The 18,504-nt window shown below is 52.8% G+C and carries 14 protein-coding genes, 1 tRNA gene and 3 rRNA genes; 14 read left to right on the forward strand and 4 right to left on the reverse strand.

The genetic code is table 11. The features are described 5' to 3' along the window. Window positions 1-63 precede the first annotated feature (63 nt). The 6 genes from nudC to QUE34_RS24395 all read left to right on the forward strand — a co-directional run bounded on the left by nudC (window position 64) and on the right by QUE34_RS24395 (window position 4,422). Window positions 64-837 carry an NAD(+) diphosphatase gene (gene nudC / locus QUE34_RS24370; RefSeq protein ID WP_000373940.1) on the forward strand — a complete coding sequence of 258 codons (774 nt, stop codon included), beginning with the start codon at window positions 64-66 and terminating at the stop codon, window positions 835-837. Between the two features lie 39 nt (window positions 838-876). Further along, entirely contained in the window at window positions 877-1,941 is a 1,065-nt protein-coding gene (gene hemE / locus QUE34_RS24375; RefSeq protein WP_000137657.1) for a uroporphyrinogen decarboxylase, read from the forward strand. Between the two features lie 9 nt (window positions 1,942-1,950). Continuing rightward, window positions 1,951-2,622, forward strand: a complete 672-nt coding sequence (nfi, locus tag QUE34_RS24380; RefSeq protein ID WP_032303890.1) for a deoxyribonuclease V — start codon at window positions 1,951-1,953, stop codon at window positions 2,620-2,622. 42 nt (window positions 2,623-2,664) lie between these two features. After that, window positions 2,665-3,255: a YjaG family protein gene (locus QUE34_RS24385; RefSeq protein ID WP_000940106.1), complete on the forward strand. Its 591-nt coding sequence runs from the start codon at window positions 2,665-2,667 to the stop codon at window positions 3,253-3,255. A gap of 186 nt (window positions 3,256-3,441) precedes the next feature. After that, window positions 3,442-3,714 carry a nucleoid-associated protein HU-alpha gene (gene hupA / locus QUE34_RS24390; protein ID WP_001044513.1) on the forward strand — a complete coding sequence of 91 codons (273 nt, stop codon included), beginning with the start codon at window positions 3,442-3,444 and terminating at the stop codon, window positions 3,712-3,714. A gap of 12 nt (window positions 3,715-3,726) precedes the next feature. Beyond that, window positions 3,727-4,422 carry a DUF1481 domain-containing protein gene (locus QUE34_RS24395; protein WP_032243492.1) on the forward strand — a complete coding sequence of 232 codons (696 nt, stop codon included), beginning with the start codon at window positions 3,727-3,729 and terminating at the stop codon, window positions 4,420-4,422. Window position 4,423: 1 nt separating this feature from the next. Here the strand turns inward: QUE34_RS24395 and zraP are convergent, their stop codons facing one another. Continuing rightward, window positions 4,424-4,843: a zinc resistance sensor/chaperone ZraP gene (gene zraP, locus QUE34_RS24400; protein ID WP_032303889.1), complete on the reverse strand. Its 420-nt coding sequence runs from the start codon at window positions 4,841-4,843 to the stop codon at window positions 4,424-4,426. A gap of 237 nt (window positions 4,844-5,080) precedes the next feature. Here zraP and zraS point away from each other — a divergent pair, with 237 nt between their 5' ends. Together zraS and zraR are read left to right on the forward strand one after the other, a co-directional pair. Beyond that, on the forward strand, window positions 5,081-6,457 hold the full coding sequence (gene zraS / locus QUE34_RS24405; protein WP_032303888.1) for a two-component system sensor histidine kinase ZraS: 1,377 nt from the start codon (window positions 5,081-5,083) through the stop codon (window positions 6,455-6,457). Next, window positions 6,454-7,779, forward strand: a complete 1,326-nt coding sequence (gene zraR / locus QUE34_RS24410) for a sigma-54-dependent response regulator transcription factor ZraR (RefSeq protein WP_032303887.1) — start codon at window positions 6,454-6,456, stop codon at window positions 7,777-7,779. Before zraS ends, zraR begins: the two co-directional genes overlap by 4 nt. Here the strand turns inward: zraR and purD are convergent. Beyond that, window positions 7,776-9,065: a phosphoribosylamine--glycine ligase gene (gene purD / locus QUE34_RS24415; RefSeq protein WP_000866831.1), complete on the reverse strand. Its 1,290-nt coding sequence runs from the start codon at window positions 9,063-9,065 to the stop codon at window positions 7,776-7,778. The two genes, zraR and purD, sit on opposite strands and share 4 nt — an antisense overlap. 11 nt (window positions 9,066-9,076) lie before the next feature. Further along, the gene (purH, locus tag QUE34_RS24420; RefSeq protein ID WP_032303886.1) at window positions 9,077-10,666 is read right to left on the reverse strand and encodes a bifunctional phosphoribosylaminoimidazolecarboxamide formyltransferase/IMP cyclohydrolase; all 1,590 of its coding nucleotides are present in this window, start codon (window positions 10,664-10,666) and stop codon (window positions 9,077-9,079) included. A gap of 616 nt (window positions 10,667-11,282) precedes the next feature. Between purH and QUE34_RS24425 the strand changes: the two genes are divergently transcribed. The 5 genes from QUE34_RS24425 to QUE34_RS24445 all read left to right on the forward strand — a co-directional run bounded on the left by QUE34_RS24425 (window position 11,283) and on the right by QUE34_RS24445 (window position 16,755). Then, window positions 11,283-12,824 (forward strand): 16S ribosomal RNA (locus QUE34_RS24425). Between the two features lie 85 nt (window positions 12,825-12,909). Then, window positions 12,910-12,985, forward strand: a tRNA-Glu gene (locus QUE34_RS24430). A gap of 193 nt (window positions 12,986-13,178) precedes the next feature. Continuing rightward, window positions 13,179-16,084, forward strand: a 23S ribosomal RNA gene (locus QUE34_RS24435). 95 nt (window positions 16,085-16,179) lie between these two features. Further along, window positions 16,180-16,295, forward strand: a 5S ribosomal RNA gene (rrf, locus tag QUE34_RS24440). The 16S, 23S and 5S rRNA genes sit together here with 1 tRNA gene alongside, the layout of an rRNA operon. A gap of 76 nt (window positions 16,296-16,371) precedes the next feature. Continuing rightward, window positions 16,372-16,755: a YjaA family stress response protein gene (locus QUE34_RS24445; RefSeq protein ID WP_001353546.1), complete on the forward strand. Its 384-nt coding sequence runs from the start codon at window positions 16,372-16,374 to the stop codon at window positions 16,753-16,755. A gap of 63 nt (window positions 16,756-16,818) precedes the next feature. Here the strand turns inward: QUE34_RS24445 and QUE34_RS24450 are convergent, their stop codons facing one another. Next, complete coding sequence (locus QUE34_RS24450; RefSeq protein ID WP_032185661.1) at window positions 16,819-17,262, reverse strand: acetyltransferase; 444 nt, start codon at window positions 17,260-17,262, stop codon at window positions 16,819-16,821. A gap of 156 nt (window positions 17,263-17,418) precedes the next feature. Here QUE34_RS24450 and metA point away from each other — a divergent pair, with 156 nt between their 5' ends. Further along, a complete protein-coding gene (gene metA / locus QUE34_RS24455) occupies window positions 17,419-18,348 on the forward strand; it encodes a homoserine O-acetyltransferase MetA (RefSeq protein WP_001122781.1) in 930 nt (309 codons plus the stop codon). The last annotated feature ends 156 nt before the right edge of the window (window positions 18,349-18,504 follow it).

The following is an 18,504-nucleotide window of genomic DNA, read 5'->3' on the forward strand; positions in this document are numbered from 1 at the left end:
GCTCAGTGAGAAATGTAAAAACCATGTTAAACATGCCAGTGATGCAAAGGTAGTGCAAGAGCTATGGATCGTATAATTGAAAAATTAGATCACGGCTGGTGGGTCGTCAGCCATGAACAAAAATTATGGTTGCCGAAGGGAGAATTGCCATATGGCGAAGCGGCAAATTTCGATCTTGTGGGTCAGCGCGCACTACAAATCGGCGAATGGCAGGGGGAACCTGTTTGGTTAGTACAACAGCAGCGGCGTCACGATATGGGGTCGGTACGTCAGGTCATTGATCTCGATGTTGGGCTGTTTCAACTGGCCGGACGTGGCGTGCAACTGGCGGAGTTTTACCGATCGCATAAATACTGTGGTTACTGCGGGCATGAAATGTATCCGAGCAAAACCGAATGGGCGATGCTGTGCAGCCATTGCCGTGAGCGTTACTACCCGCAAATCGCCCCCTGCATTATTGTTGCCATCCGTCGCGATGATTCGATCCTCCTCGCCCAGCATACCCGCCATCGTAACGGTGTCCATACGGTACTTGCCGGATTCGTCGAAGTGGGCGAAACCCTCGAGCAGGCGGTCGCGCGGGAAGTGATGGAAGAGAGCGGAATTAAAGTTAAAAACTTGCGGTACGTGACTTCCCAGCCGTGGCCGTTTCCCCAGTCGCTGATGACCGCATTTATGGCGGAATATGATAGCGGCGACATCGTGATTGATCCGAAAGAGCTGCTCGAGGCGAACTGGTATCGCTACGATGATTTACCGTTACTTCCGCCGCCCGGCACCGTGGCGCGCCGTCTGATAGAAGATACGGTGGCGATGTGTCGGGCAGAGTATGAGTGATGATACACTGACCGCCTGACGCACTAAGGAACAGCCAAAATGACCGAACTCAAAAACGATCGTTATCTGCGGGCGCTGCTGCGCCAGCCCGTTGATGTCACTCCAGTATGGATGATGCGCCAGGCGGGTCGCTATCTACCGGAATATAAAGCCACGCGCGCCCAGGCGGGCGATTTTATGTCGCTGTGCAAAAATGCAGAGCTGGCGTGCGAAGTGACTTTGCAACCGCTGCGTCGCTATCCGCTGGATGCGGCGATCCTCTTTTCCGATATCCTCACCGTGCCGGACGCGATGGGGTTAGGGCTCTATTTTGAAGCCGGAGAAGGTCCGCGTTTTACCTCGCCAGTCACCTGCAAAGCTGACGTTGATAAACTGCCAATTCCGGACCCGGAAGATGAGCTGGGTTATGTGATGAACGCGGTGCGTACTATTCGCCGCGAACTGAAAGGCGAAGTGCCGCTGATTGGTTTTTCCGGCAGCCCGTGGACGCTGGCGACCTATATGGTGGAAGGTGGCAGCAGCAAAGCGTTCACCGTGATCAAAAAGATGATGTATGCCGATCCACAGGCGCTGCACGCTCTGCTCGATAAACTGGCGAAAAGCGTCACTTTGTATCTGAATGCGCAAATTAAAGCTGGTGCTCAGGCCGTGATGATCTTCGATACCTGGGGCGGCGTGCTCACCGGGCGCGATTATCAACAGTTCTCGCTCTATTACATGCATAAAATAGTTGATGGTTTACTGCGTGAAAACGACGGTCGCCGTGTACCGGTCACCCTGTTTACCAAAGGCGGTGGACAGTGGCTGGAAGCTATGGCGGAAACGGGTTGCGATGCGCTGGGCCTCGACTGGACAACGGATATCGCCGATGCGCGCCGCCGCGTGGGCAATAAAGTCGCGCTGCAGGGTAATATGGATCCGTCGATGCTGTACGCGCCACCTGCCCGCATTGAAGAAGAAGTCGCGACTATACTTGCAGGTTTCGGTCACGGCGAAGGTCATGTATTTAACCTTGGTCACGGCATTCATCAGGATGTGCCGCCAGAACATGCTGGCGTGTTTGTGGAGGCTGTGCATCGCCTGTCTGAACAGTATCACCGCTAAGGAGTGATTATGGATCTCGCGTCATTACGCGCTCAACAAATCGAACTGGCTTCTTCTGTGATCCGTGAGGATCGACTTGATAAAGATCCGCCGGATCTGATCGCCGGAGCCGATGTCGGGTTTGAGCAAGGCGGAGATGTGACGCGAGCGGCGATGGTGCTGCTGAAATACCCCTCTCTTGAGCTGGTGGAGTATAAAGTGGCACGCATCGCCACCACCATGCCTTACATTCCAGGTTTTCTTTCCTTCCGCGAATATCCTGCGCTGCTGGCAGCGTGGGAGATGCTGTCGCAAAAGCCCGATTTAGTGTTTGTCGATGGTCATGGGATCTCGCATCCTCGCCGTCTTGGCGTCGCCAGCCACTTTGGTTTGCTGGTGGATGTGCCGACCATTGGCGTAGCGAAAAAACGGCTCTGCGGTAAATTCGAACCGCTCTCCAGCGAACCGGGCGCGCTGGCCCCACTGATGGATAAAGGCGAGCAGCTGGCATGGGTCTGGCGCAGCAAAGCGCGCTGTAACCCGCTATTTATCGCTACCGGTCATCGGGTCAGCGTGGACAGCGCGCTGGCGTGGGTACAACGCTGCATGAAAGGCTATCGTCTGCCGGAGCCAACGCGCTGGGCAGACGCGGTGGCCTCGGAACGTCCGGCGTTCGTGCGCTATACAGCAAATCAGCCCTAATTCAGGTAAACTGCGGATAATTTCCGTATTTGAGAACTCAACATGTTACAAAACCCAATTCATCTGCGTCTGGAGCGCCTGGAAAGCTGGCAGCACGTCACTTTTATGGCCTGCTTATGCGAACGCATGTACCCTAATTACGCCATGTTCTGTCAGCAAACTGGTTTTGGTGATGGGCAAATTTACCGCCGTATTCTCGATCTCATCTGGGAAACGCTGACCGTCAAAGACGCAAAAGTAAATTTCGACAGCCAACTGGAGAAATTTGAAGAAGCGATTCCTTCAGCCGACGATTTCGATCTGTACGGCGTTTATCCGGCAATCGATGCTTGCGTGGCGTTAAGTGAACTGGTCCATTCGCGTTTAAGTGGCGAAACGCTCGAACACGCGGTAGAAGTGAGTAAGACCTCCATCACGACCGTGGCGATGCTGGAAATGACTCAGGCTGGCCGTGAAATGAGCGATGAAGAGCTCAAAGAAAACCCAGCTGTAGAGCAAGAGTGGGACATTCAGTGGGAAATATTCCGACTTTTAGCTGAGTGCGAAGAACGCGATATCGAGCTGATAAAAGGCCTTAGGGCAGACCTGCGTGAGGCGGGCGAGAGCAATATTGGTATAATTTTTCAGCAATAAGACCAGAAAACGTGATTTAACGCCTGATTTGTCATACCTGGAGTCTTCCCTTTCGCCCCCCGTCTGGTCTACATTTGGGGGGCGAAAAAAAGTGGCTATCGGTGCGTGTATGCAGGAGAGTGCTATTCTGGCATTTCCGTCGCACTCGATGCTTAGCAAGCGATAAACACATTGTAAGGATAACTTATGAACAAGACTCAACTGATTGATGTAATTGCAGAGAAAGCAGAACTGTCCAAAACCCAGGCTAAAGCTGCTCTGGAGTCCACTCTGGCTGCAATTACTGAGTCTCTGAAAGAAGGCGATGCTGTACAACTGGTTGGTTTCGGTACCTTCAAAGTGAACCACCGCGCTGAGCGTACTGGCCGCAACCCGCAGACCGGTAAAGAAATCAAAATTGCCGCAGCTAACGTGCCGGCATTTGTTTCTGGCAAGGCACTGAAAGACGCAGTTAAGTAAGATTGCGTGGCAGTGAACAGTTTTAACGAAGGGGTGGTTTCACCCCTTTTGTCTTTCTGGCGTCGATCATTGATGCTGGCGGGCGCTCTGTTTCTCACTGCCTGTAGTCACAACTCTTCACTTCCTCCCTTTACCGCCAGTGGATTTGCTGAAGATCAGGGCGCGGTACGTATCTGGCGAAAAGACAGTGGCAATAATGTGCATCTGCTTGCTGTGTTTAGCCCGTGGCGCAGTGGCGATACCACGACGCGAGAGTATCGCTGGCAGGGCGATAACCTCACGCTTATCAATATCAATGTTTACAGCAAACCGCCGGTGAATATTCGCGCGCGTTTTGACGATCGCGGCGATCTGAGCTTTATGCAACGTGAATCCGATGGGGAAAAGCAGCAGCTTTCTAACGACCAAATCGATTTATACCGTTATCGTGCTGATCAGATCCGCCAGATTAGCGATGCCTTACGTCAGGGGAGAGTCGTGCTGCGCCAGGGGCGCTGGCATGCGATGGAACAGACCGTGACCACCTGCGAAGGGCAAACCATTAAACCTGATTTAGATTCGCAGGCGATAGCGCATATCGAGCGCCGCCAGAGCCGCTCTTCTGTTGATGTCAGCGTGGCATGGCTGGAAGCGCCCGAAGGTTCGCAATTACTGTTAGTGGCAAACTCTGATTTCTGTCGCTGGCAACCCAACGAGAAAACGTTCTGATTTACCAGTGGCCCATACCCATATGACCGCCACCACCGCAGCCGCCGTAACCCATTCCGGTACCGCGCGGAATACCCGCTTCAGCCATCGCAATATCTCGTTTCACCCGTAACTCATCTAACGACTGACGCAAATTCTCCATCTCTATGGCGACCGCGTTAATTTTGCTGCTATCCGGTGGGTTCGCGGCTAACAGGGCATTGTATTCATAACGCTTCGTCACCAGTTGCTGTTGCAGTGCGCTGCTTTGAGCGTAAAAGTCATTATGGATTTTCTGCCACGCTGTCTGTTGTTCGCTGGTCAAAGGCACGGCATTTTGCTGCCACATACCGTGTCCGCCGTGAGCAAATACAGATGTCGATCCCATCGCCATTGCTGAAAGCGCCATCATCACCAGGGCAATTTTCGTGTTCCGTTTCATGGTTAATCCTCCAGTGGTTGTCTTACTTTGGGTATTGCATCTTTCGTGCCAACGGCGAAACGCTGATATGACGGGCAATATGACATGATAAACGAGTAAAAATGACTCGCCTGCTGTGTGTAGCGAGTCATTTTTACTCATTGAAACTTAAGCCTTTGTGTTAAAGCGCAGGGTAAGTGCTAATAAAAGATGGCATGATTTCTGCTGTCAAAAAGGGATGAACAGGCAAAGAAGAAGATGCGTTTTATGCAGCGATCAAAAGATGCCTTAGCAAAATGGTTAAGCGCGATCCTTCCCGTAGTCATTGTTGGACTGGTGGGGTTGTTTGCGGTGACCGTGATTCGCGATTATGGGCGCGAGACTGCCGCCGCCAGACAAACTCTGCTGGAAAAAGGCAGTGTACTTATCCGCGCTCTCGAATCCGGCTCGCGCGTCGGTATGGGGATGCGCATGCATCATGCGCAGCAGCAGGCTTTACTGGAAGAAATGGCTGGGCAGCCAGGAGTGCGTTGGTTTGCGGTCACGGATGAACAAGGAACAATCGTGATGCATAGCAACTCCGGCATGGTGGGAAAACAGCTTTATTCCCCGCAGGAAATGCAGCAGTTACATCCGGGAGACGAAGAAGCGTGGCGGCGGATCGATAGCGCAGACGGCGAGCCTGTTCTGGAAATTTATCGCCAGTTTCAACCGATGTTTGCTGCTGGAATGCACCGGATGCGCCATATGCAGCAGTATGCCACGACACCACAAGCAATTTTTATCGCTTTCGACGCCAGTAACATTGTGAGTGCCGAAGAGCGTGAGCAGAGAAACACCCTGATTATCCTCTTCGCCCTGGCGACGGTCTTGCTGGCAAGCGTGTTGTCATTCTTCTGGTATCGCCGCTATCTTCGCTCGCGCCAGCTGTTACAGGATGAAATGAAGCGCAAAGAGAAGCTGGTGGCGCTGGGACATCTGGCCGCAGGCGTCGCCCATGAAATCCGTAACCCTCTTTCCTCGATTAAAGGGCTGGCGAAATATTTTGCCGAACGCGCACCAGCAGGAGGAGAAGCACATCAATTGGCGCAGGTGATGGCGAAAGAAGCCGACCGTTTAAACCGCGTGGTAAGCGAGCTGCTGGAGCTGGTTAAGCCAACGCATCTGGCTTTGCAGGTGGTGGATCTCAACACGCTGATTAACCACTCATTACAACTGGTAAGCCAGGATGCAAACAGTAGGGAGATCCAATTACGCTTTACCGCCAACGACGCATTGCCGGAGATACAGGCCGATCCCGACCGACTGACTCAGGTCCTGTTGAATCTCTATCTCAATGCTATTCAGGCGATTGGTCAGCATGGCGTGATTAGCGTGACGGCCAGCGAAAGCAGCGCAGGCGTTAAAATAAGCGTAACCGACAGCGGTAAGGGAATTGCGGCGGATCAGCTTGAAGCCATCTTCACCCCGTACTTCACCACCAAAGCCGAAGGCACCGGACTGGGGCTGGCGGTTGTGCATAATATTGTTGAACAACACGGTGGTACAATTCAGGTCGTAAGCCAGGAGGGGAAAGGTGCAACGTTCACCCTCTGGCTTCCGGTCAATATTACGCGTAAGGACCCACAAGGATGACGCACGATAATATCGATATTCTGGTGGTGGATGATGACATTAGCCACTGCACTATCTTGCAGGCATTGCTGCGCGGCTGGGGCTATAACGTCGCGCTGGCGAACAGCGGGCGACAGGCGCTGGAGCAAGTGCGGGAACAGGTTTTTGATCTTGTGCTTTGTGATGTGCGAATGGCAGAGATGGATGGCATCGCCACGCTGAAAGAGATCAAAGCGTTAAATCCGGCAATTCCGGTACTGATTATGACCGCGTACTCCAGCGTCGAGACGGCGGTAGAGGCGTTGAAAACCGGGGCGCTGGATTATCTCATCAAGCCGCTGGATTTCGATAACCTGCAGGCGACGCTGGAAAAGGCGCTTGCGCATACGCACAGTGTTGATGCTGAAACGCCTGCGGTGTCTGCCAGCCAGTTCGGTATGGTCGGTAAAAGCCCGGCGATGCAACACCTGCTCAGTGAAATCGCCCTTGTCGCGCCATCGGAAGCCACGGTGCTGATCCACGGCGATTCCGGCACCGGTAAAGAGCTGGTCGCCAGGGCGATTCACGCCAGTAGCGCACGGAGTGAAAAACCGCTGGTGACGCTCAACTGTGCGGCACTCAACGAATCCTTGCTGGAATCTGAATTGTTCGGTCACGAAAAAGGGGCGTTTACTGGAGCCGACAAACGGCGGGAAGGGCGCTTTGTGGAAGCAGACGGCGGCACGCTGTTTCTCGATGAAATTGGCGATATCTCACCGATGATGCAGGTTCGTCTACTGCGTGCGATTCAGGAGCGCGAAGTACAGCGTGTCGGTAGCAATCAGACTATCTCGGTTGATGTCCGGCTGATTGCGGCGACTCATCGCGATCTTGCCGCTGAGGTAAAGGCCGGGCGTTTTCGTCAGGATCTCTACTATCGCCTGAATGTGGTGGCGATTGAAGTACCTTCGCTACGGCAACGGCGGGAAGATATTCCTCTGCTGGCTAACCATTTTCTGCAGCGGTTTGCCGAACGCAATCGCAAGGCGGTAAAAGGGTTTACTCCCCAGGCGATGGATCTGCTGATTCACTACGACTGGCCGGGAAATATTCGTGAACTGGAAAACGCGGTGGAACGGGCGGTGGTGCTGCTGACCGGGGAATATATTTCCGAACGCGAGCTGCCGCTGGCGATTGCCAGTACGCCGATCCCGCTGGTGCAAAGTCAGGATATTCAGCCGCTGGTGGAAGTCGAAAAAGAAGTGATTCTGGCGGCGCTGGAGAAAACGGGCGGCAACAAAACCGAAGCCGCCCGTCAGTTAGGGATTACGCGCAAAACGCTATTGGCAAAACTGTCGCGTTAGTTCTGCTCGCGTTCGATGGCGCGCCAGCCGATATCCTTCCGGCAGAAGCAATCGTCCCAATGGATATCGGTCATTAAGGCATAAGCGCGTTTCTGCGCTTCTGCCACGGTATGACCCAGCGCGGTGATGCACAGTACGCGCCCGCCGCTGGTTACCACCTGCTCGTCATCCGCCAGTTTTGTGCCCGCGTGGAACACTTTGCCGTCAGACACTTCTTCCAGCGGCAGGCCGTGGATCACATCGCCGGTGCGGTAATCGCCCGGATATCCACCCGCAGCCATCACCACGCCGAGAGAAGCGCGTTCATCCCACTCGGACGTTTTCTCGTCAAGCGTACCTTCACAGGCCGCCAGGCAAAGCTCAACCAGATCGGACTTCATGCGTAGCATAATCGGCTGGGTTTCAGGATCGCCAAAGCGGCAGTTAAATTCGATAACCTTCGGATTACCCTGTTTGTCGATCATCAGGCCCGCATAGAGAAAACCGGTGTAGGTGTTGCCTTCCGCCGCCATGCCTTTCACGGTTGGCCAAATGATACGTTCCATGGTGCGCAGATGAACTTCATCTGTCACCACTGGCGCAGGGGAGTAAGCGCCCATACCGCCCGTGTTCGGCCCGGTATCTTTATCGCCTACGCGTTTGTGATCCTGGCTGGTGGCCATTGGCAGCACATGCTCACCGTCCACCATCACGATAAAGCTCGCTTCTTCACCGTCGAGGAACTCTTCGATAACAATACGATGACCCGCGTCGCCAAAAGCGTTGCCTGCCAGCATGTCGTGCACGGCGGCTTCAGCTTCTTCCAGCGTCATCGCCACGATCACGCCTTTCCCGGCAGCCAGACCGTCCGCTTTAATGACGATTGGCGCGCCTTTCTCACGCAGATACGCCAGTGCAGGTTCTACCTCGGTGAAGTTCTGGTATTCCGCCGTAGGGATCTTATGGCGGGCCAGGAAATCCTTGGTAAACGCTTTCGAGCCTTCCAGTTGTGCGGCGCCTGCGGTTGGTCCGAAGATTTTCAGCCCGGCGGCGCGGAAAGTATCGACCACGCCTTTCACCAGCGGCGCTTCCGGGCCGACGATGGTTAAATCTACCTTTTCATTTTGCGCGAAATCTAGCAGTGCCGGGATATCGGTCACGCCGATAGCGACGTTTTGCAGCGCGGGTTCCAGTGCAGTGCCTGCGTTACCCGGAGCAACAAAAACAGTCTCAACCAGCGGCGACTGGGCCGCTTTCCAGGCCAGCGCGTGCTCGCGCCCGCCATTACCAATCACTAATACTTTCATCTGTCGCTCCATTAATGGCGGAAGTGGCGCATATCGGTGAAGAGCATCGCAATACCGTGCTCGTCGGCGGCGGCAATCACTTCGTCATCACGGATAGAACCGCCAGGCTGGATTACGCAGGTCACGCCTGCAGCGGCTGCGGCATCAATACCGTCGCGGAACGGGAAGAACGCGTCAGAAGCCATCGAGGAACCTTTCACTTCCAGACCTTCATCGGCGGCTTTAATACCGGCGATTTTCGCGGAGTACACGCGGCTCATCTGGCCCGCGCCAATACCGATGGTCATATTGTTTTTGGCATAGACGATAGCGTTGGATTTCACGAACTTCGCTACTTTCCAGCAGAACAGCGCATCACGCAGCTCCTGTTCGGTCGGCTGACGTTTGGTGACGACGCGCAGTTCTTCTGCACCAACCATACCCAGGTCACGATCCTGAACCAGCAGACCGCCGTTCACGCGTTTGAAATCAAGGCCTGGAACACGCTCGGCCCACTGACCACATGTCAGGACACGTACGTTCTGTTTAGCGGCGGTGATTTTCAACGCTTCTTCGCTGGCGGACGGCGCAATAATCACTTCGACAAACTGACGAGAAATGATGGCCTGTGCGGTTTCAGCATCCAGCTCGCGGTTAAAGGCGATAATGCCGCCGAACGCCGAGGTTGGGTCGGTTTTATACGCGCGATCGTAAGCATCAAGAATGGAATCGCTGATAGCCACGCCGCATGGGTTGGCGTGCTTCACAATCACACATGCCGGCTCGGCGAACTCTTTCACGCACTCCAGCGCCGCATCGGTATCGGCGATGTTGTTATAAGAGAGGGCTTTACCCTGAACCTGGGTTGCGGTGGCAACGGAGGCTTCTTTCACATTCTCTTCTATATAGAAGGCAGCCTGCTGGTGGCTGTTCTCGCCGTAGCGCATATCCTGCTTCTTAATGAAGTTCAGGTTCAGCGTACGCGGGAAGCGACCGGCGGCTTCTTTGCTTTCACCGTGATAGGCTGGGACCATGCTGCCGAAGTAGTTGGCAATCATGCTGTCGTAGGCGGCGGTATGTTCAAAGGCTTTGATAGCGAGATCGAAACGGGTTGCAAGCAGAAGCGATCCTTCGTTGGCATCCATCTCTTTAATGATGGCGTCGTAGTCGCTGCTCTTCACCACGATAGCGACATCTTTATGGTTCTTGGCAGCGGAGCGCACCATCGTTGGGCCGCCGATATCGATGTTCTCAACCGCATCTTCCAGCGAGCAGCCTTCACGGGCAACGGTCTGGGCGAACGGATAGAGGTTAACAACTACCATATCGATAGGCTGGATCTGATGTTCTTCCATAATGGCATCGTCCTGGCCGCGACGGCCTAGAATGCCACCATGTACTTTCGGATGCAGGGTCTTCACGCGTCCATCCATCATCTCCGGGAAACCGGTGTAATCGGAAACTTCGGTTACCGGCAGACCTTTTTCTGCTAACAGACGGGCAGTGCCCCCTGTAGACAGCAGCTCCACACCGCGTGCGGAAAGTGCCTGGGCGAATTCGACGATACCGGCTTTGTCAGAAACACTGAGCAGAGCGCGGCGGACTGGACGACGTTGTTGCATGGTAAATCCCCTGGATTTGACTATTACAGAGAGCGTTAGCTGAATTTTTCGCGAAAAACTCAGCTAACGCCCCTAACGGGGCATCCTTATTTTTCGCCCGCATTGTAACGAAAACGTTTGCGCAACGCTCGCGAATTTTTCTCTTTCAATGGTGATCACAATTTTGACAGTGTTTACCGTGGGAAAAATACAGAAATTACATTGATGATTGTGGATAACTCTGTGCGTAAAAAGGTATAAAGCGGGGTTTTGCTGGGGAATGCAGCAGTCAGTCATTTTTCTGCAATTTTTCTATTGCGGCCTGCGGAGAACTCCCTATAATGCGCCTCCATCGACACGGCGGATGTGAATCACTTCACACAAACAGCCGGTTCGGTTGAAGAGAAAAATCCTGAAATTCAGGGTTGACTCTGAAAGAGGAAAGCGTAATATACGCCACCTCGCGACAGTGAGCTGAAAGCCGCGTCGCAACTGCTCTTTAACAATTTATCAGACAATCTGTGTGGGCACTCGAAGATACGGATTCTTAACGTCGCAAGACGAAAAATGAATACCAAGTCTCAAGAGTGAACACGTAATTCATTACGAAGTTTAATTCTTTGAGCATCAAACTTTTAAATTGAAGAGTTTGATCATGGCTCAGATTGAACGCTGGCGGCAGGCCTAACACATGCAAGTCGAACGGTAACAGGAAGCAGCTTGCTGCTTTGCTGACGAGTGGCGGACGGGTGAGTAATGTCTGGGAAACTGCCTGATGGAGGGGGATAACTACTGGAAACGGTAGCTAATACCGCATAACGTCGCAAGACCAAAGAGGGGGACCTTCGGGCCTCTTGCCATCGGATGTGCCCAGATGGGATTAGCTAGTAGGTGGGGTAACGGCTCACCTAGGCGACGATCCCTAGCTGGTCTGAGAGGATGACCAGCCACACTGGAACTGAGACACGGTCCAGACTCCTACGGGAGGCAGCAGTGGGGAATATTGCACAATGGGCGCAAGCCTGATGCAGCCATGCCGCGTGTATGAAGAAGGCCTTCGGGTTGTAAAGTACTTTCAGCGGGGAGGAAGGGAGTAAAGTTAATACCTTTGCTCATTGACGTTACCCGCAGAAGAAGCACCGGCTAACTCCGTGCCAGCAGCCGCGGTAATACGGAGGGTGCAAGCGTTAATCGGAATTACTGGGCGTAAAGCGCACGCAGGCGGTTTGTTAAGTCAGATGTGAAATCCCCGGGCTCAACCTGGGAACTGCATCTGATACTGGCAAGCTTGAGTCTCGTAGAGGGGGGTAGAATTCCAGGTGTAGCGGTGAAATGCGTAGAGATCTGGAGGAATACCGGTGGCGAAGGCGGCCCCCTGGACGAAGACTGACGCTCAGGTGCGAAAGCGTGGGGAGCAAACAGGATTAGATACCCTGGTAGTCCACGCCGTAAACGATGTCGACTTGGAGGTTGTGCCCTTGAGGCGTGGCTTCCGGAGCTAACGCGTTAAGTCGACCGCCTGGGGAGTACGGCCGCAAGGTTAAAACTCAAATGAATTGACGGGGGCCCGCACAAGCGGTGGAGCATGTGGTTTAATTCGATGCAACGCGAAGAACCTTACCTGGTCTTGACATCCACGGAAGTTTTCAGAGATGAGAATGTGCCTTCGGGAACCGTGAGACAGGTGCTGCATGGCTGTCGTCAGCTCGTGTTGTGAAATGTTGGGTTAAGTCCCGCAACGAGCGCAACCCTTATCCTTTGTTGCCAGCGGTCCGGCCGGGAACTCAAAGGAGACTGCCAGTGATAAACTGGAGGAAGGTGGGGATGACGTCAAGTCATCATGGCCCTTACGACCAGGGCTACACACGTGCTACAATGGCGCATACAAAGAGAAGCGACCTCGCGAGAGCAAGCGGACCTCATAAAGTGCGTCGTAGTCCGGATTGGAGTCTGCAACTCGACTCCATGAAGTCGGAATCGCTAGTAATCGTGGATCAGAATGCCACGGTGAATACGTTCCCGGGCCTTGTACACACCGCCCGTCACACCATGGGAGTGGGTTGCAAAAGAAGTAGGTAGCTTAACCTTCGGGAGGGCGCTTACCACTTTGTGATTCATGACTGGGGTGAAGTCGTAACAAGGTAACCGTAGGGGAACCTGCGGTTGGATCACCTCCTTACCTTAAAGAACTGTTCTTTGCAGTGCTCACACAGATTGTCTGATAGAAAGTGAAAAGCAAGGCGTCTTGCGAAGCAGACTGATACGTCCCCTTCGTCTAGAGGCCCAGGACACCGCCCTTTCACGGCGGTAACAGGGGTTCGAATCCCCTAGGGGACGCCACTTGCTGGTTTGTGAGTGAAAGTCACCTGCCTTAATATCTCAAAACTCATCTTCGGGTGACGTTTGAGATATTTGCTCTTTAAAAATCTGGATCAAGCTGAAAATTGAAACACTGAACAACGAGAGTTGTTCGTGAGTCTCTCAAATTTTCGCAACACGATGATGAATCTCAAGAAACATCTTCGGGTTGTGAGGTTAAGCGACTAAGCGTACACGGTGGATGCCCTGGCAGTCAGAGGCGATGAAGGACGTGCTAATCTGCGATAAGCGTCGGTAAGGTGATATGAACCGTTATAACCGGCGATTTCCGAATGGGGAAACCCAGTGTGATTCGTCACACTATCATTAACTGAATCCATAGGTTAATGAGGCGAACCGGGGGAACTGAAACATCTAAGTACCCCGAGGAAAAGAAATCAACCGAGATTCCCCCAGTAGCGGCGAGCGAACGGGGAGCAGCCCAGAGCCTGAATCAGTGTGTGTGTTAGTGGAAGCGTCTGGAAAGGCGCGCGATACAGGGTGACAGCCCCGTACACAAAAATGCACATACTGTGAGCTCGATGAGTAGGGCGGGACACGTGGTATCCTGTCTGAATATGGGGGGACCATCCTCCAAGGCTAAATACTCCTGACTGACCGATAGTGAACCAGTACCGTGAGGGAAAGGCGAAAAGAACCCCGGCGAGGGGAGTGAAAAAGAACCTGAAACCGTGTACGTACAAGCAGTGGGAGCACCCTTTGGGGTGTGACTGCGTACCTTTTGTATAATGGGTCAGCGACTTATATTCTGTAGCAAGGTTAACCGAATAGGGGAGCCGAAGGGAAACCGAGTCTTAACTGGGCGTTAAGTTGCAGGGTATAGACCCGAAACCCGGTGATCTAGCCATGGGCAGGTTGAAGGTTGGGTAACACTAACTGGAGGACCGAACCGACTAATGTTGAAAAATTAGCGGATGACTTGTGGCTGGGGGTGAAAGGCCAATCAAACCGGGAGATAGCTGGTTCTCCCCGAAAGCTATTTAGGTAGCGCCTCGTGAATTCATCTCCGGGGGTAGAGCACTGTTTCGGCAAGGGGGTCATCCCGACTTACCAACCCGATGCAAACTGCGAATACCGGAGAATGTTATCACGGGAGACACACGGCGGGTGCTAACGTCCGTCGTGAAGAGGGAAACAACCCAGACCGCCAGCTAAGGTCCCAAAGTCATGGTTAAGTGGGAAACGATGTGGGAAGGCCCAGACAGCCAGGATGTTGGCTTAGAAGCAGCCATCATTTAAAGAAAGCGTAATAGCTCACTGGTCGAGTCGGCCTGCGCGGAAGATGTAACGGGGCTAAACCATGCACCGAAGCTGCGGCAGCGACGCTTATGCGTTGTTGGGTAGGGGAGCGTTCTGTAAGCCTGCGAAGGTGTACTGTGAGGTATGCTGGAGGTATCAGAAGTGCGAATGCTGACATAAGTAACGATAAAGCGGGTGAAAAGCCCGCTCGCCGGAAGACCAAGGGTTCCTGTCCAACGTTAATCGGGGCAGGGTGAGTCGACCCCTAAGGCGAGGCCGAAAGGCGTAGTCGATGGGAAACAGGTTAATATTCCTGTACTTGGTGTTACTGCGAAGGGGGGACGGAGAAGGCTATGTTGGCCGGGCGACGGTTGTCCCGGTTTAAGCGTGTAGGCTGGTTTTCCAGGCAAATCCGGAAAATCAAGGCTGAGGCGTGATGACGAGGCACTACGGTGCTGAAGCAACAAATGCCCTGCTTCCAGGAAAAGCCTCTAAGCATCAGGTAACAACAAATCGTACCCCAAACCGACACAGGTGGTCAGGTAGAGAATACCAAGGCGCTTGAGAGAACTCGGGTGAAGGAACTAGGCAAAATGGTGCCGTAACTTCGGGAGAAGGCACGCTGATATGTAGGTGAAGCGACTTGCTCGTGGAGCTGAAATCAGTCGAAGATACCAGCTGGCTGCAACTGTTTATTAAAAACACAGCACTGTGCAAACACGAAAGTGGACGTATACGGTGTGACGCCTGCCCGGTGCCGGAAGGTTAATTGATGGGGTTAGCGGTAACGCGAAGCTCTTGATCGAAGCCCCGGTAAACGGCGGCCGTAACTATAACGGTCCTAAGGTAGCGAAATTCCTTGTCGGGTAAGTTCCGACCTGCACGAATGGCGTAATGATGGCCAGGCTGTCTCCACCCGAGACTCAGTGAAATTGAACTCGCTGTGAAGATGCAGTGTACCCGCGGCAAGACGGAAAGACCCCGTGAACCTTTACTATAGCTTGACACTGAACATTGAGCCTTGATGTGTAGGATAGGTGGGAGGCTTTGAAGTGTGGACGCCAGTCTGCATGGAGCCGACCTTGAAATACCACCCTTTAATGTTTGATGTTCTAACGTAGGCCCCTTATCGGGGTTGCGGACAGTGTCTGGTGGGTAGTTTGACTGGGGCGGTCTCCTCCTAAAGAGTAACGGAGGAGCACGAAGGTTGGCTAATCCTGGTCGGACATCAGGAGGTTAGTGCAATGGCATAAGCCAGCTTGACTGCGAGCGTGACGGCGCGAGCAGGTGCGAAAGCAGGTCATAGTGATCCGGTGGTTCTGAATGGAAGGGCCATCGCTCAACGGATAAAAGGTACTCCGGGGATAACAGGCTGATACCGCCCAAGAGTTCATATCGACGGCGGTGTTTGGCACCTCGATGTCGGCTCATCACATCCTGGGGCTGAAGTAGGTCCCAAGGGTATGGCTGTTCGCCATTTAAAGTGGTACGCGAGCTGGGTTTAGAACGTCGTGAGACAGTTCGGTCCCTATCTGCCGTGGGCGCTGGAGAACTGAGGGGGGCTGCTCCTAGTACGAGAGGACCGGAGTGGACGCATCACTGGTGTTCGGGTTGTCATGCCAATGGCACTGCCCGGTAGCTAAATGCGGAAGAGATAAGTGCTGAAAGCATCTAAGCACGAAACTTGCCCCGAGATGAGTTCTCCCTGACCCTTTAAGGGTCCTGAAGGAACGTTGAAGACGACGACGTTGATAGGCCGGGTGTGTAAGCGCAGCGATGCGTTGAGCTAACCGGTACTAATGAACCGTGAGGCTTAACCTTACAACGCCGAAGATGTTTTGGCGGATTGAGAGAAGATTTTCAGCCTGATACAGATTAAATCAGAACGCAGAAGCGGTCTGATGAAACAGAATTTGCCTGGCGGCCTTAGCGCGGTGGTCCCACCTGACCCCATGCCGAACTCAGAAGTGAAACGCCGTAGCGCCGATGGTAGTGTGGGGTCTCCCCATGCGAGAGTAGGGAACTGCCAGGCATCAAATTAGAAAAACCCCGGTCCATAAGGCCGGGGTTTTTTGCATATCAATTATTTGCATGATGAAGGGAATCTCATGTCAGTTCTGTATATCCAAATTCGTCGTAATCAAATTACTGTTCGCGATCTTGAAAGCAAACGTGAAGTGTCAGGAGAGGCTGCCTTCAGTAACCAGCGCCTGTTAATCGCCAATTTCTTTGTTGCAGAAAAAGTTCTGCAAGATCTTGTTTTGCAACTCCACCCACGTTCACCCTGGTACTCTTTTTTGCCAGCAAAACGTATGGATATTGTTGTGAGCGCGCTGGAAATGAATGAGGGCGGTTTGTCACAGGTTGAGGAGCGCATTCTTCATGAAGTGGTCGCTGGTGCAACGTTAATGAAATATCGCCATTTCCACATCCATGCGCAATCAGTGGTGCTCAGTGATAGTGCGGTCATGGCAATGCTTAAGCAGAAATAATCATGTCACCATTGGTGGGTACGAAACCTGAAGTTCAGCCCACCGGGATGAGAAAAAAATTGCCTACGCCTCCACATACGCCAGATTCAGCAGCGGATACGGTTTCCCCAAATCGTCCACCTCGGAACGCCCTGAAACCTTAAAGCCCATCTTCTTATAGAACCCCACCGCCTGCTCATTTTGCTCATTAACATTGGTTGTCAGTTCCGGGGCCATTGAGAGCGCATGCTCGACCAGCAACCGACCCACGCCGCAGCCGCGCGCATCAGGATCGACAAAGAGCGCATCCATATGCTGACCACTCAATAACATAAACCCAATCGGCTGATCCCGCTCATTAACCGCGACCCACAACGGCGCTTCCGGCAGGAAGGAACGCACCAGCTCTTCCAGCTCGGCCCGATACTCTGCTGATAAAAAATCGTGAGTGGCATCGACAGAACGGCACCAAATCGCAACCAGTTCTTCCCCTTCCTCATGCCGTGAGCGGCGAATACTAATAACCATTTTCTCTCCTTTTCGTCATTCTTATATTCTAACGTAGCCTTTTCCTTGAAACTTTCTCACCTTCAACATGCAGGCTCGACATTGGCAAATTTTCTGGTTATCTTCAGCTATCTGGATGTCTAAACGTATAAGCGTATGTAGTGAGGTAATCAGGTTATGCCGATTCGTGTGCCGGACGAGCTACCCGCCGTCAATTTCTTGCGTGAAGAAAACGTCTTTGTGATGACAACTTCTCGCGCGTCTGGTCAGGAAATTCGTCCGCTAAAGGTGCTTATCCTTAACCTGATGCCGAAGAAGATCGAAACTGAAAATCAGTTTCTGCGCCTGCTTTCAAACTCACCTTTGCAGGTCGATATTCAGCTGTTGCGCATCGATTCCCGTGAATCGCGCAACACGCCCGCAGAGCATCTGAATAACTTCTACTGTAACTTTGAAGATATTCAGGAACAAAACTTTGACGGTCTGATAGTTACCGGCGCGCCGCTGGGCCTGGTGGAGTTTAATGATGTCGCTTACTGGCCGCAAATCAAACAGGTGCTGGAGTGGTCGAAAGATCACGTCACCTCGACGCTGTTTGTCTGTTGGGCGGTCCAGGCCGCGCTCAATATCCTCTATGGCATTCCTAAGCAAACCCGCACTGACAAACTCTCTGGCGTTTACGAACATCACATTCTCCATCCTCATGCACTTCTGACGCGTGGCTTTGATGATTCATTCCTGGCACCACATTCGCGCTATGCTGACTTTCCGGCAGCGTTGATTCGTGATTACACCGATCTGGAAATTCTGGCGGAGACAGAAGAAGGGGATGCCTATCTGTTTGCCAGCAAAGATAAGCGCATTGCCTTTGTGACGGGGCATCCGGAATACGACGCACATACACTGGCGCAGGAATTTTTCCGCGATGTGGAAGCCGGACTAGACCCGGATGTACCGTATAACTATTTCCCGCATAATGATCCGCAAAATACACCGCGAGCGAGCTGGCGTAGTCACGGTAATTTGCTGTTTACCAACTGGCTCAACTATTACGTCTACCAGATCACGCCATACGATCTACGGCACATGAATCCAACGCTGGATTAATCATCTGTGATAGTCGATCGTTAAGCGATTCAGCACCTTACCTCAGGCACCTTCGGGTGCCTTTTTTATTTCCGAAACGCACCTTAGTAGGTGAACAAATTTTATTTATATTGTTATCAATAAGTTATTAAGTATTTTTAATTAAAATGGAAATTG

The organism is Escherichia sp. KS167_9B, assembly GCF_030295215.1.
Lineage (GTDB): Bacteria > Pseudomonadota > Gammaproteobacteria > Enterobacterales > Enterobacteriaceae > Escherichia > Escherichia coli_F.

Bases quoted from the DNA above. Each gene is read 5' to 3' on its own strand.
- nudC (WP_000373940.1), top strand. From the start codon at position 64: ATGGATCGTATAATTGAAAAATTAGATCACGGCTGGTGGGTCGTCAGC.
- hemE (WP_000137657.1), top strand. From the start codon at position 877: ATGACCGAACTCAAAAACGATCGTTATCTGCGGGCGCTGCTGCGCCAG.
- nfi (WP_032303890.1), top strand. From the start codon at position 1,951: ATGGATCTCGCGTCATTACGCGCTCAACAAATCGAACTGGCTTCTTCT.
- QUE34_RS24385 (WP_000940106.1), top strand. From the start codon at position 2,665: ATGTTACAAAACCCAATTCATCTGCGTCTGGAGCGCCTGGAAAGCTGG.
- hupA (WP_001044513.1), top strand. From the start codon at position 3,442: ATGAACAAGACTCAACTGATTGATGTAATTGCAGAGAAAGCAGAACTG.
- zraP (WP_032303889.1), bottom strand. From the start codon at position 4,843: ATGAAACGGAACACGAAAATTGCCCTGGTGATGATGGCGCTTTCAGCA.
- zraS (WP_032303888.1), top strand. From the start codon at position 5,081: ATGCGTTTTATGCAGCGATCAAAAGATGCCTTAGCAAAATGGTTAAGC.
- zraR (WP_032303887.1), top strand. From the start codon at position 6,454: ATGACGCACGATAATATCGATATTCTGGTGGTGGATGATGACATTAGC.
- purD (WP_000866831.1), bottom strand. From the start codon at position 9,065: ATGAAAGTATTAGTGATTGGTAATGGCGGGCGCGAGCACGCGCTGGCC.
- purH (WP_032303886.1), bottom strand. From the start codon at position 10,666: ATGCAACAACGTCGTCCAGTCCGCCGCGCTCTGCTCAGTGTTTCTGAC.
- QUE34_RS24445 (WP_001353546.1), top strand. From the start codon at position 16,372: ATGTCAGTTCTGTATATCCAAATTCGTCGTAATCAAATTACTGTTCGC.
- QUE34_RS24450 (WP_032185661.1), bottom strand. From the start codon at position 17,262: ATGGTTATTAGTATTCGCCGCTCACGGCATGAGGAAGGGGAAGAACTG.
- metA (WP_001122781.1), top strand. From the start codon at position 17,419: ATGCCGATTCGTGTGCCGGACGAGCTACCCGCCGTCAATTTCTTGCGT.